The sequence below is a fragment of the Pseudarthrobacter sp. CC4 genome, assembly GCF_048957775.1.
Lineage (GTDB): Bacteria > Actinomycetota > Actinomycetes > Actinomycetales > Micrococcaceae > Arthrobacter.
Map to the genome: position 1 here is coordinate 51,560 of NZ_JARCCZ010000013.1, position 12,439 is coordinate 63,998.

Consider the following 12,439-nt stretch of genomic DNA (forward strand, 5'->3'; position numbering starts at 1 on the left):
AACGCAAAAAACCGGTCCAGCCTCCGCTGGGCCGGTTTTTTGTTGCCCCGGGACCGTCCGTTCAGGGCATCCGCTCTACGCTCCCGGCATGTCCTGCGTTTCCACGTCGCCGGCGCGCTCGTAGACCAGCGACACCGCCCCCTTCGGGAAACTGCGTGCCGGCTCCGCGAGGCGGAAGGACGCAGGGATGGTCCCGGCGTCGAACAGGCGCTTGCCCTGCCCGAGGGTTATCGGATAAAGCCAGAGGTGGAGGCGGTCCAGTACGTTTGCCGCGAGCAGCGAACGGATGAGGACGCCGCTGCCGAACATGTGCACCTGGTCGTATTCCTCCCGCAGCCGGCCCGCGGCCGTGGCATCCGGCAGGACTTTTGTGCCCGCCCAGCCCGGAGAGGTGAGGGTGCCGGAGACAACGTACTTCGGCACCCGGTTGAGCGTGCCCCCGATATCACCGGACTGGCGGGGCCAGTACGAAGCGAAAATGTCGTAGGTTTTCCGGCCGAGAAGCAGGGCGTCGATCTGGCTGATCTCAGCCTCGATGGCCGCTTCAGCCTCGTCGTCGGACACGGGCGCCTGCCAGCCGCCGAAGGCGAAGCCGCCCGCAGTGTCCTCCTCGCGGCCGCCGGGCGCCTGGTAGACGCCGTCGAGGGTGATGAACAGGTTGGCGATAATGATCCCCACCAGCCCATTTTGGGACGGAGTTCCGGCCCTGTCCAGCATCCGCCGCCCGCGGCACAACAGCCGTGGCAGACTGGGGCAATGCTGCTCGACGAGCTCGTGAGTACTTCGGATGCCGTCGCGTCCACCCGGTCCCGGCTGGCGAAGGTGGACGCACTGGCCCACCTGCTGCGCCGCCTCGAGCCCGCGGAGATCGCGACGGCGGTGGGCCTGCTGGCTGCCAGGCCGCGCCAGGGCCGGGTAGGGATTGGCTGGCGCGGCATGTCAGCGGCCATGGGGGAGCCGGCCGCCGAGCCCAGGCTTACTGTCGCAGACCTCGATGCGGCGTTGGACCGGCTGCTCGCAACAGCAGGCGCGGGATCGGCAGCAGAACGTGCTGCGACCCTCAGGACGCTCACAGCGGCAGCCACTGAACGCGAGCAGGCATTCATCGCCGGCGTGCTGCTGGGAGAACTGCGGACCGGTGCGCTCGAGGGCGTCCTGGCGGATGCGGTTGCCCGTGCCTCCGGCCGGCCGGTCGAGGCCGTGCGCCGGGCGGCCATGCTCTCCGGCGACCTGGGCGACACCGCCGTCCTGGCGCTCACGGGAACGCCTGCCGAGCTTGACGCCGTCGGACTCGTCGTGGGACGCCCCGTGCAGCCCATGCTCGCCTCAACCGCGGCCAGCGTCGGCGCGGCGCTGGAGGTCACCGGGGAGGCGTCCGTGGAATACAAGCTCGACGGCGCACGCATCCAGGTGCACCGTACCGGCGACGACGTGCGCATCTACACACGCACCTTGGCGGAAGTGACCCACAGGCTGCCTGAGGTGGTGGAGGTGGTGCGCGGACTTGGGGTGCGGGACGTGATCCTCGACGGCGAGACCCTCGCCCTGGACGAGGACGGCGGCCCCCGGCCGTTCCAGGAAACCATGTCCCGGTTCGGGGCGGACGCTGCACGCGAGACGCTGCTGCATCCGTGGTTCTTCGACGTGCTGCACCTTGACGGGCGGGACCTGCTGGACGAACCGTTGTCCACACGCATCGGCGTGCTTGAAAGCATCGTGCCCGGGCACAGGATCCCCGGGGAGATCACGGCGGACCCGGCCGCTGCCGAAAGGGTGTCGCGCGATGCACTCGCTGCCGGCCATGAGGGCGTGGTGGTGAAGGCCGTGGGGTCCCCTTACGCGGCCGGCCGCCGGGGCTCCAACTGGATCAAGGTGAAGCCGGTGCTCACTTACGACCTGGTGGTGCTCGCCTGCGAATGGGGCTCGGGCCGGCGCACCGGGCTGCTGTCCAACCTGCACCTTGGCGCCTTGGACCCCACGGGTGAGTTTGGTGATCCCGGCGGCTTCGTCATGGTGGGCAAGACCTTCAAAGGCCTCACTGATGAGCTGCTGCGCTGGCAGACCGGGCGGTTCCAGGAACTCGAGGTGCGGCGCACGGCGGGCACCGTCTGGGTAGAGCCGGTCACGGTGGTCGAGATTGCCATCGACGGTGTACAGTAGTCGTCCCGCTATCCAGGCGGTATCGCGCTGAGGTTCGCGCGCGTAAAACGCTACAGGGACGACAAGCCGGCCGCGGAAGCGGACACCATCCAGACCCTGCGGGGGCTGCTGCGGCCGTAGCCGGACCCGCCTCTTCCAGCCGCTTGTGCCCGGTGTGCACCGGGCGTAGCGTGACGCTTAGGTCCCGGGCGTCCGGCGCCCGTGGCGGCGAGGCCGGCGGGGCGGGCAGGTGCCCAAGGAGGTCCGAGTGTCAACTGAAACGGCCATTGACGAGGGCAGGTCAGCCTTCCGGGAGAATCGCTGGACCGATTCCCTCAGGAGCTACACGGACGCGAACCAGCGTGGCGGGCTTCCCGCCGCCGACCTTGAACGGCTGGCCACCGCCGAGATCCTGACCGGAAACACCACAACGGGCCTGGACACACTCACCCGGGCCCACGAAGAGTACCTGGAAATCGGCGATGTGGCAGGGGCCGCCCGGTGTGCCGGCTGGCTCGGGATCCAGTTCATGAACCTCGGCGAGGCGGCGCAGGCCGGGGGATGGTTCGCCCGCGGCCAGCGGCTCCTCGATGAGCTGACGGAGCCCAACGTCGTGGAGGGGTTCCTGCTGGTCCCCGCAGCCCTGGGCAAACTATATGGCGGGGAGCCCGCAGCCGCACTCCAGCTCTTCTCCCAGGCTGCCGAGGTCGGCCGGAGGTTCCAAGATAAGGACCTGTCCGCACTTGGCCTCCTTGGCACCGGCCAGGCCACCCTTATGCTGGGCCGGGCGGACGAGGCGATCAGCTTGTTCGATGAGGCCATGGTCGCTGTGACAACAGGTGAGCTGTCCCCGATCCCTTCCGGCATCATTTACTGCGCGGTCATCGGCAATTGCCATCTGGCCTTCGACCTGAAGAGGGCGCTGGAGTGGACAGCGGCCCTCGACCGCTGGTGTGCTGCCCGCCCGGATATGGTGCCGTTCAGCGGCCAGTGCCAGTCCCACCGGGCCGAACTCTTCCGGCTCCATGGCGCCTGGCATGAAGCACTGGAGGCAGCGGCGGTCGCACAGCAACGGGCCATCCACGGTGATCCCCAGGCGCTGTTCGGCGGCTACTACCAGCAGGGCGAGGTGCAGCGCCTCGCCGGCGACCTTGACGCAGCGGACGCTTCCTACCGCCAGGCGGCCCGGAGCGGCTACGAGCCCCAACCTGGCCTTGCCCTCCTTTGGCTGGCACGGGGTGACCCTCGGCAGGCGCAGTCGATGATCCGCCGGACCGCCGGCGAAGCTGATGAGGCCACCCGCCGGCACCTGCTGCCGGCACTGGTGGAGATCGAGTTGGCAGCAGCCGATGTGGAAGCAGCGGCCCGGGCTGCCGCAGAGCTGGAGTTCTTCGCCCGGGAGTACCCCAAACCAATGGTCCGGGCGGCAGCCAGCCAGGCTGATGGGGCGGTCCGGCTGGCGGAAGGCAATCCTGCCGCGGCGTGCGTGTCTTTGAGGCAGGCCTGGCACCTGTGGGCTGGACTTGGCGTGCCGTACGAGGCTGCCCAGTGCCGTGTGCTGATCGGAATTGCCTGCCGGGCGTTGGGCGATGAAGCCTCTGCGCTGATGGATTTTGAGTCCGCCCATGCTGAATTCCTCGAACTTGGCGCCGCTCCGGCCGCCGCGTGGGCGGCCTCCCTCATGCAGGCAGGCACGGACGACGCCGGCCGGCACCAAGGCCCCTTGACCGAGCGGGAGGTCGAGGTGCTGCGGCTCGTGGCGTCCGGGGAGGGTAACCGCGCCATCGCGGCGCACCTGTTCCTCAGCGAGAAAACCGTGGCCCGGCACATCAGCAACATCTTCCTGAAGCTCGGACTGTCTTCGCGGGCTGCGGCCACGAAGTACGCCTTCGAGCACGGGCTCACCGGCTAGGGGGTGCACAAAATTACCCAGCAGGTCCTGCGGCCCAGTTGCATGTTTTGCCCGACGCGCCCGCCCGTTCGCGGCCCATAGCCTTCAAGCATGAACCTTTCAGTCCTTGCCGGCACCCTTTCCACGGTGCTCTTCGCCCTCGGTATGCTGCCGATGCTGGTCAAGGCGGCACGGACCAAGAACCTGTCCTCCTACAGCCTGGGAAACCTGCTGCTGACAAATGTGGCCAATGCGGTCCATTCCGTGTACGTGTTCAACCTCCCGGCCGGGCCCATCTGGGCCCTCCATCTCGCCTACGTCGCGGCTTCCGGCCTGATGCTGGTGTGGTGGCTGCGCTACGGCGGCGCAGGCCGCACTGAGGGAGGCGCCCACGCGTCAGGACAGGAAGGCTCAGAATCAGGCATTCCCATCAGCACAACAGGAGCACAGCCATGAACAGCAGCAACGTGACCGGCATGCTGGACACAATGATCATCGGTGGCGGCCAGGCGGGACTCGCCCTGGGCCACCACCTCAAGGAGCAGCAACGGACCTTCCTCATCCTGGATGCAAATCCGCGCACCGGCGACGCCTGGCGCCAGCGGTGGGATTCGCTCCGGCTGTTCACGCCCGCGAAGTTCGACGGACTTCCCGGAGAACCGTTCCCGGCCGATCCGCTGTCCTTCCCCACGAAGGACGAGGTGGCCGGATATCTGGAAAGCTACGCCGCGGGGAAGGGCCTGCCCATAGTCCACGGCACCCGGGTGGAACGCCTGTGGCGGGAAGCGGACCACTTCGTCGCAGCGTCCAACGGCCGCCGCTGGGAGGCGCGCAACGCCGTCGTGGCTACCGGGGTCAGCCAGGCACCCAAAGTGCCTGCTTTTGCGGCGGAGCTTGCCCCCTCCATACTCCAACTCCACTCCAGCGGCTACCGGAATCCGGGCCAGCTGCAGGACGGGCCGGTCCTGGTGGTGGGGCTGGGCAACTCGGGGGCGGAGATAGCCCTCGAAGTATGCCGGACCCACCCCACTACCGTGGCGGGCAAGCCCGGCGGCGAGCTTCCGGTGAAACACGGCCGGGCCGCTGCCCGCTACGCTCTGCCCCTTGTCCGCTTCCTTGGGCTGCATGTGCTCACGCTTGGCACGCCCATCGGGCGCAAAGCGGCGCCGGTCTTCAAAGCGCACGCCACGCCCCTGATCAGGACCAAGACCAAGGACCTGGCGGCGGCCGGCGTGCGGCTCGCACCGCGGGTGGCCGGCGTGGAGGACGGCAAGCCGGTCCTGGCGGACGGCACCCGGCAGGATGCCGCAAACGTGATCTGGTGCACGGGGTTCCGGGACGATTTCAGCTGGATCGATCCGGACCTGCTCGACGGCGGCGCGCTGCCGCGCCAGCACCGCGGTATCGCCCTGGACACCCCCGGGCTGTTCTTCCTGGGGCAGGAATTCCTGTACGCGGCGGCCTCCGCAACCCTTCCCGGAGTCGGCCGCGACGCGCGGTACCTTGCGGCCAGGATTCCTGCTCCGCTCAACCGCGAGTCCGCCGTAGCTCCCACTTGAGCCGCCGCGTTGTGGCCTCAGGCAGCCGTTTGGAGACAACACGGTAGATGAGGAGGATCGCCACAGCGGCTACAACTATGCCGACGAGGTTCAGCAACAGCTGGAAGGCGGATCCGGCCGCCTTCTGGAACTCGCCCAACACCAGCGCCACGGCAACGTATCCCGCCGCCGGGACGGTGGTGACCGAGATAAAGACGCCGATGAGCGCCGCTGACCGGCGACTGATGACGGACAGCATTCCGGCGGCGCCGGCCAGGATGGCGACGATCAGTGAATAGGGTCCTGGATGGTAGATGAATTCGACGGCGGATCCGGTGTCCAGGGCATCGGCGGGAAAGAGCCCGAGCGGGATGGATAGCCAGGCGGTCAGCGCCGCCAGCAGCATCGCCACCGGAAAACCGACGCCAAGCGCGACGGCGGCCTTCCGGCCGAGCCCCCACTGGCCCCGCGCCAGTGCCACCGCCAGCGCAGCCAGGGGACCGAACTCCGGCCCTACGGCCATCGCCCCCACGATGGCGATTGTGGAATTGGTCACGATGCCGATCGCGGCAAGCTGGGTGGCCAGGACCAGGAAGGCCAGATAGCTCCACGATAATTTTGAGTCCTCGCCGGTCTGGTGCGAGACCTCGTCCCAAATCACCGCATCCGCGCCGAATCCAGGGGCAGCTGACTCGGCACTGTCTGCGCGCCGCGACAGTACGAGCTCCGGCATCGAAATGACGATCGATCCCATCTCTTGCGCCTTGAGGACATCAAGTTTCTCAAGCAGCCCCTCGACCGATTCCCGGGCAACCTGGAGTTCGATGACATCGCCCGGGGGCGCCACGGATGCGCCTGGAAAAAAGGCTGCCTCGGCCGTTCCGGGGTGGTCCTGACAAGTATTCAGCGTCACTGCCGACAACTCTTCCGGCACACAGATCCGCAGCTGGACAATCACGTCGGCTCCCCTCCCTGGTTGTGGCAAGCATAGTTCGTGGGCTGGGGCGCTGCCGTTTATTGGCCTTGGCCGACGCCGATCCGTAGGCTTGATGTTTTGGCTGGCGGGTCTGGAGGGGTTTTCATGTCGAGTGCGGGGACCTTGGTTGAACCACGCCGTGGACGCCAGGCCCGGTCCGGCCAGCGGAAACCGACCTTCCGTCCCGAAGTCCAAGGGCTCCGGGCGCTCGCCGTCCTGATGGTCGTCGCCTACCATGTGTGGCTTGGCCGGGTATCGGGCGGAGTGGACATCTTCCTGTTGGTCTCCGCCTTCCTGCTGACACTCTCCTTTGTCCGGAAAGCCGAAGCAGGGCGCCCGTTTGGACTCCTGGCCCACTGGCTGCACCTGTTCAAGCGGCTGCTGCCGGCCGCCGTCGTGGTAATCCTAGGCGTCCTCGCCGGCACCTGGCTGATCCTCCCGCAGAGCCGTTGGCCGCAGGTACTGGAACAGGCCTGGGCCTCGCTGCTTTACGGCCAGAACTGGCTGCTCGCGGACACGGCGGTGGACTACTACGCGCAGGACCACGCAGGCGCCAGCCCGCTTCAGCATTTCTGGTCGCTGTCCATCCAGGGCCAGGTGTTCATCCTGTGGCCACTGATCTTCACCGGCACCGCGGCGCTGCTGGCGTTGCTGCACCGCGTCCCGGCACTGGCCGGGGTCAACTACCGCGGGTTGTTGGGGCTGGCCTTCGGCGCGGTGTTCGCGGCATCGCTGGCATACTCCGTGGAGCAGACAGCCACCAACCAGGCCTACGCCTATTTCGACACCAGGACCCGGCTCTGGGAGTTCGCGCTGGGCTCCCTCCTGGCGCTTGCCCTGCCCTGGCTGAGGCCGGCACGGGCCCTCCGCGTGGTGCTGGGCTGGGCAGGCCTGGCTGCCATGGTCTCCTGCGGCCTGCTCCTGACCGTGGACCGCTCGTTTCCCGGGTACGTTGCACTCTGGCCCACCCTGGCCGGCGCCGCGATCATCCTGGCCGGGCAGACCGGCAGCCGGTGGGGCGTGGACCGGCTCCTCGGCAGCAAGCCGCTGGTGGCACTGGGAGACAATTCGTATGCCCTGTACCTGTGGCACTGGCCCGTCCTGGTCCTCTCGCTCGCCGCCACCGGCGTGGAGGCGCCCAATCTCGTCCAGGGCCTGGGGATCGTCGGCGCCTCCATCGTGCTCGCCGTCCTCACCACGCGTTTTGTGGAAAAGCCGCTCCGCGACTGGCGCTGGCCCCAGCTGCGGGCCCGGCGCACCGCCGTCGTCATTGCCGCCTGCGGTGCCGTCCTGGCGGGGCCCGTCGCAGTGTGGCAGACCACGCTCACCGCCGAGGAAAGCGCGACGGCGGCGCAGCCCCGGGAGCTCACGCCCGGTGCCGCGGCACTGAACCTGGAAAACGCCCCGGTGCCGGCCCCGGATGCCAGGATCATTCCCGGGCCTGCCGCGCTGGACAACGACTGGGCCGGGATCCATGCTCCCTGCACCGGGGCCAACGCCACCAGCGACCCCATCCTTGAGGGCTGCCGGCAGGAGCTTCCGGAAGGGGAGGCGGCCAGGCGCATTGTGGTCCTGGGCGACTCCCACTCCCAGCAGTACCTCGGCGCGCTGGCGCCGGTCGCGGCCAGCCGGGGCTGGGAACTGGTGACGCTGCTGATGCCGGCCTGCCGCTTCGGGGCGGAATCGGCCGAAAGGAGCGCCGAGTGCAACGCCCACAACCGGGCCAGCGCTGCCTACGTCCTGGAGCATCGGCCCGATGCCGTGTTCACGGTGGCCTCGCTGACGCACGAGGAGGCGCCCTACGAGACTGAGGTCCCGGGATACCTTGAGGGAGTCCGCCCGTTCGCGGCCGCGGGAATCGATGTGATCGGGATCAGGGACAACCCCCGTTTCACCTTCAACATGCCCGAGTGCGTGCAGCGGAACGGCGCGGACGCCGCGGAATGCAGTGTGCCCCTGGCGGAGTCCCTGGCGGACCCGTCGCCGCTGGACGGCTACCGGGGCAAACTGGAGCGGCTGCACCTGATGGATCTGAGCGACTTCATCTGTGCCCGGGGGATCTGCCCCGGCGTGGTGGGGAACGTCTATGTGTACAAGGACGACAACCACCTCACCCGGACGTATGTGGAAAGCATGATCCCCATGTTTGAGGAGCGGTTGCTGGCAGCCGCGGGGTGGAGCTGAGGGCCGGGGCTGCTCAGCGGCCGGCCGGGACGTGCAGTTGCTCACATTGCACGCGTGGAATAGGGGGATCGGCGCGGAGGTTCTAATATTTACTCAATACTTTCCGGCCCGCAGGGCGCCGCCCCCGCGGCTGCCCGGCAACATCTCCTGCACAGGCCAGTCCCGTAATGACGGGCTGGTCATCGGCTGCAACCCCTACCCGTCCAGCAACCAAGGTAAGAGGCGCACTCATGACCGAGCCCGAACACAACCCCTTCGGCTTCATAGGCCTGACCTACGATGACGTCCTGCTCCTGCCGGGCCACACCGAGGTCATCCCGTCCGAGGCCGACACGTCCTCCCGGATCTCCAAGCGGATCACTGTGCAGACGCCGTTGCTTTCCGCGGCCATGGACACCGTCACCGAATCCCGCATGGCCATCGCCATGGCGCGGCAGGGCGGCCTGGGCGTGGTGCACCGGAACCTTTCCATCGCGGACCAGGCGGACCAGGTGGACCGGGTCAAGCGCAGCGAATCCGGCATGATCACCAACCCGCTCACCATCCGGCCCGAGGCAACCCTGCGCGAGCTGGACAACCTCTGCGCCCAGTACCGGGTCTCAGGCCTTCCCGTGGTGGATGAGGACAACCGCCTGCTGGGCATTGTCACCAACCGCGACACCCGCTTTGTTCCCGAGTCCGACTTTCCGCTCCGGCTGGTCAGCGACGTCATGACCAAGATGCCGCTGGTCACCGGACACGTGGGAATCAGCCGCGAGGAAGCCTCGCACAAGCTGGCCACCAACAAGATCGAGAAGCTGCCCCTGGTTGACGACCAGGGCCGGCTCAAAGGCCTCATCACCACCAAGGACTTCACCAAGGCGGAGCAGTACCCGCTGGCCACCAAGGACGACGAAGGCCGGCTCCGCGTGGGGGCCGCCATCGGCTTCTTCGGGGACGGCTGGGAGCGCGCCATGGCACTCGTGGACGCCGGCGTCGACGCCCTGTTCGTCGATACCGCCAACGGCCACTCCCAGGGCGTGCTGGACATGATCCGCAGGCTCAAATCCGATCCCGTTGCCGCGCACGTGGACATCATCGGCGGCCAGGCCGCCACCCGCGAAGGCGCCCAGGCGCTGATCGACGCCGGTGCCGACGGCATCAAGGTGGGCGTGGGGCCGGGCTCCATCTGCACCACCCGCGTGGTGGCCGGTGTTGGCGTCCCGCAGATCACCGCCATCTACGAGTCCGCCAAGGCCGCCATCCCGGCCGGCGTTCCGCTGATTGCCGACGGCGGCCTGCAGTACTCGGGCGACATCGGCAAGGCGCTGGTTGCCGGAGCCGACACCGTCATGCTCGGCTCCCTGCTCGCGGGCTGCGACGAGTCCCCGGGTGAACTGATCTTCGTCAACGGCAAGCAGTTCAAGTCCTACCGCGGCATGGGCTCGCTGGGCGCCATGCAGTCGCGCGGCAAGAACACGTCCTACTCCAAGGACCGCTACTTCCAGGCGGACGTCTCCGGGGATGACAAGCTCATCCCCGAGGGCATCGAAGGCCGGGTTGCCTACCGCGGTCCGTTGTCCTCCGTGGCCTACCAGCTGGTGGGCGGCCTCCGCCAGACCATGTTCTACACCGGTGCGCCCACCGTTGCCGAACTGAAGGCCCGCGGCAAGTTCGTCCGGATCACCCCGGCCGGCCTGAAGGAATCGCACCCGCACGATATCCAGATGACCGTCGAGGCGCCGAACTACGGCTCCCGCTAAACACCAGGAAGGGATGGGCAGTGCTGCCCATCCCTTCTTTTTGCGCCGTCAAGTACATTCGATGGATCAACATCCGGCAATTGGGGGACGGTTTGAACGGCGGATTCTACGGAGCTGACGTCGCGCAGTTGCAGCAGCTCGCAACAACCATGAGCAGCGCGGGCCGGATGCTGGAGATGCAACGGCTGGCTCTGAACGGCCGGGTGGCCGGCACGCCCTGGCCCGGTCCGGACGCTGAGATATTCCGCCAGGACTGGAAAACCGTCCACAGCCGCTCGCTTGGGGCAGCCGCCATACTCCTGCAGCAGGCAGCTAAGGACCTGATGCGGCAGGCGGATGAACAGCAGCGGGCAAGTGCTGCAGGCGGTGCTTCAGCGATGCTGTCCCTGCCTGGCGTCGAGCGGTCCCCGGAGCCCCGGCCCGAGGACCTTCACGGCAGATCCCCGGCGGAGATAAGGACCTGGTGGTTCGGGCTGGCCGGCCACCAGCAGCAGGCGTTCATCCGCAACCACCCCCACGAGGCGGGAAACACCAACGGGATCCCTTTCGACGCGCGGATCGAGGCCAACCGGCTCAACGCCCGGTTACGGATCGACTGGCTGCAAAACAACGATCCTGAGCCCAGGCTGAATCCCTGGATCCTCGACTCGGGCTATCCCGCACGCTTCGCTGCCGAACATGAGGCGTGGCGCAAGCGTCAAGATGGCATCGGATACCTTCAAAATGTCGTGGAAGGCAAGATCCACCTGGCAGCCTACGATCCCGGCCAAAGTTCGATCGTGGAGCTGCTGGGTGAATACAACGCTGCCACGACGACGGTGATCACCTACGTTCCCGGAACCACCACCAACGAGGCGTCTTTTTACGACGGCGGCCCACAGGCTGTGCCCAACCGCCTGGTCCAGGCCGATACCTCCGGGAGCACGGCGGCATTTGTCTACAAGGGATCCGAGTTCCCCGACGGCGACCTCGTGGAGGCCTTCCTGGTGGAGGCCAAAAGCGATGAATTCGTGGCTGCATCGGCACCGGTCCTCGCTGCCTTCCAGGAGGCGGTGGACCTGGAGCTGCCACGCGACGCCCAGACGGTGGGCATGGGCCACAGCTGGGGCCTGCGGAACGTGACGGGCTCCGAAATGGAGGGGGCGTCCTACAGCAAGGTCATCGCGCTCTCAGGTGCCGCGATGCCGCCGGGCTGGACGCCCAGCCCTGGGACCGACTACACCAGCTACACCTACCCCGATATCCTGCTCACGGCAGAGGCCAACGGGCTGGTGGGCGAGAACTACCCCATGCGGGAGCCCGCCTTTGACAAGCACGTCTACGCTCCGCCGGGCGGTCTCAGGCCCTCGGAGATGTACAGCATCGACAACCATTCGCTGATTGCCGAGACTGTTCCCGAAAACGAGGAAGCCCTTGATGACATCGAAGAGGAAATCAGTGGCCGGTAAGTCCAGGCGCGCTTCTGCCTGGCGACTTGCAGGAGCAACAGCACTGCTAGCAATGGTGGCCTCGTGCGGACAGGCCGGAAATGGAAAGAACATGGACATCAGCCTGGAATCAGCCAAGGACAAGGTCATGTCCACCGAGCAGGAGATCGTAGGCCTCCTGCCCCAGGACAAGGTGCTGTCCAGGTTCGCCCACGACACCTCGCCGCTGATGCCCTGTTCCGGGGAACAACGAAAGTGGACCGGCGACGCCGAGGCCGAGCTTGCGCCGGGAGTTGACCGGGATGCATTCCTGGACGATGTCGTGGCGTCGATGTCCACCAAGGACGGCTGGACAGTGGATGACGGCAAAACCGCCGGCGGAAAGCGCAGGGTCGACCTGTTGCACAGTGACGGTACCCACTTGCTGGTGTCCTTCCGGGATGCACCCGAGACACTCAGGGTGTCCGGCTACAGCGCCTGCTTCCCCTTCCCCGAGTACGAGTACGGCGAGGAGTACTGACGCCCGCCCGACCCGGGGCGCG

Annotated in this window: 9 protein-coding genes and 1 pseudogene; 8 read left to right on the forward strand and 2 right to left on the reverse strand. The window is 67.4% G+C overall.

Annotated elements, in window-relative coordinates:
• Nucleotides 1–75 precede the first annotated feature (75 nt).
• A complete protein-coding gene (locus tag PV768_RS10125; RefSeq protein WP_421092955.1) occupies nucleotides 76–678 on the reverse strand; it encodes a dihydrofolate reductase family protein in 603 nt (200 codons plus the stop codon).
• A gap of 78 nt (nucleotides 679–756) precedes the next feature.
• On the opposite strand from PV768_RS10125, the pseudogene PV768_RS10130 reads away from it, so the two are divergent.
• From PV768_RS10130 to PV768_RS10145, 4 genes and pseudogenes are all read left to right on the forward strand, one after another.
• Nucleotides 757–2,280: pseudogene (locus PV768_RS10130) on the forward strand (ATP-dependent DNA ligase).
• Nucleotides 2,281–2,407: 127 nt separating this feature from the next.
• Nucleotides 2,408–4,051 (forward strand): LuxR C-terminal-related transcriptional regulator, encoded by a 1,644-nt coding sequence (locus tag PV768_RS10135; protein WP_370460646.1) that lies wholly within the window; start codon nucleotides 2,408–2,410, stop codon nucleotides 4,049–4,051.
• 90 nt (nucleotides 4,052–4,141) lie between these two features.
• Entirely contained in the window at nucleotides 4,142–4,486 is a 345-nt protein-coding gene (locus PV768_RS10140; protein WP_157241652.1) for a hypothetical protein, read from the forward strand.
• Nucleotides 4,483–5,589 carry a flavin-containing monooxygenase gene (locus tag PV768_RS10145; protein WP_421092956.1) on the forward strand — a complete coding sequence of 369 codons (1,107 nt, stop codon included), beginning with the start codon at nucleotides 4,483–4,485 and terminating at the stop codon, nucleotides 5,587–5,589. Before PV768_RS10140 ends, PV768_RS10145 begins: the two co-directional genes overlap by 4 nt.
• On the opposite strand, the gene PV768_RS10150 is transcribed toward PV768_RS10145, so the two are convergent.
• A complete protein-coding gene (locus PV768_RS10150; protein ID WP_323056644.1) occupies nucleotides 5,558–6,526 on the reverse strand; it encodes a DUF389 domain-containing protein in 969 nt (322 codons plus the stop codon). The two genes, PV768_RS10145 and PV768_RS10150, sit on opposite strands and share 32 nt — an antisense overlap.
• Nucleotides 6,527–6,649: 123 nt before the next feature.
• Here PV768_RS10150 and PV768_RS10155 point away from each other — a divergent pair, with 123 nt between their 5' ends.
• The 4 genes from PV768_RS10155 to PV768_RS10170 all read left to right on the forward strand — a co-directional run bounded on the left by PV768_RS10155 (nucleotide 6,650) and on the right by PV768_RS10170 (nucleotide 12,417).
• Nucleotides 6,650–8,728, forward strand: coding sequence for an acyltransferase family protein (locus PV768_RS10155; protein WP_421092957.1), 2,079 nt, complete (start codon nucleotides 6,650–6,652; stop codon nucleotides 8,726–8,728).
• Nucleotides 8,729–8,958: 230 nt separating this feature from the next.
• On the forward strand, nucleotides 8,959–10,470 hold the full coding sequence (gene guaB / locus PV768_RS10160) for an IMP dehydrogenase (protein WP_104998577.1): 1,512 nt from the start codon (nucleotides 8,959–8,961) through the stop codon (nucleotides 10,468–10,470).
• A gap of 20 nt (nucleotides 10,471–10,490) precedes the next feature.
• The gene (locus tag PV768_RS10165) at nucleotides 10,491–11,918 is read left to right on the forward strand and encodes a hypothetical protein (RefSeq protein ID WP_421092958.1); all 1,428 of its coding nucleotides are present in this window, start codon (nucleotides 10,491–10,493) and stop codon (nucleotides 11,916–11,918) included.
• Nucleotides 11,919–12,009: 91 nt separating this feature from the next.
• Nucleotides 12,010–12,417: a hypothetical protein gene (locus PV768_RS10170; RefSeq protein ID WP_421092959.1), complete on the forward strand. Its 408-nt coding sequence runs from the start codon at nucleotides 12,010–12,012 to the stop codon at nucleotides 12,415–12,417.
• The last annotated feature ends 22 nt before the right edge of the window (nucleotides 12,418–12,439 follow it).

Bases quoted from the DNA above. Each gene is read 5' to 3' on its own strand.
- PV768_RS10140 (WP_157241652.1), top strand. From the start codon at position 4,142: ATGAACCTTTCAGTCCTTGCCGGCACCCTTTCCACGGTGCTCTTCGCC.
- PV768_RS10145 (WP_421092956.1), top strand. From the start codon at position 4,483: ATGAACAGCAGCAACGTGACCGGCATGCTGGACACAATGATCATCGGT.
- PV768_RS10155 (WP_421092957.1), top strand. From the start codon at position 6,650: ATGTCGAGTGCGGGGACCTTGGTTGAACCACGCCGTGGACGCCAGGCC.
- guaB (WP_104998577.1), top strand. From the start codon at position 8,959: ATGACCGAGCCCGAACACAACCCCTTCGGCTTCATAGGCCTGACCTAC.
- PV768_RS10170 (WP_421092959.1), top strand. From the start codon at position 12,010: ATGGACATCAGCCTGGAATCAGCCAAGGACAAGGTCATGTCCACCGAG.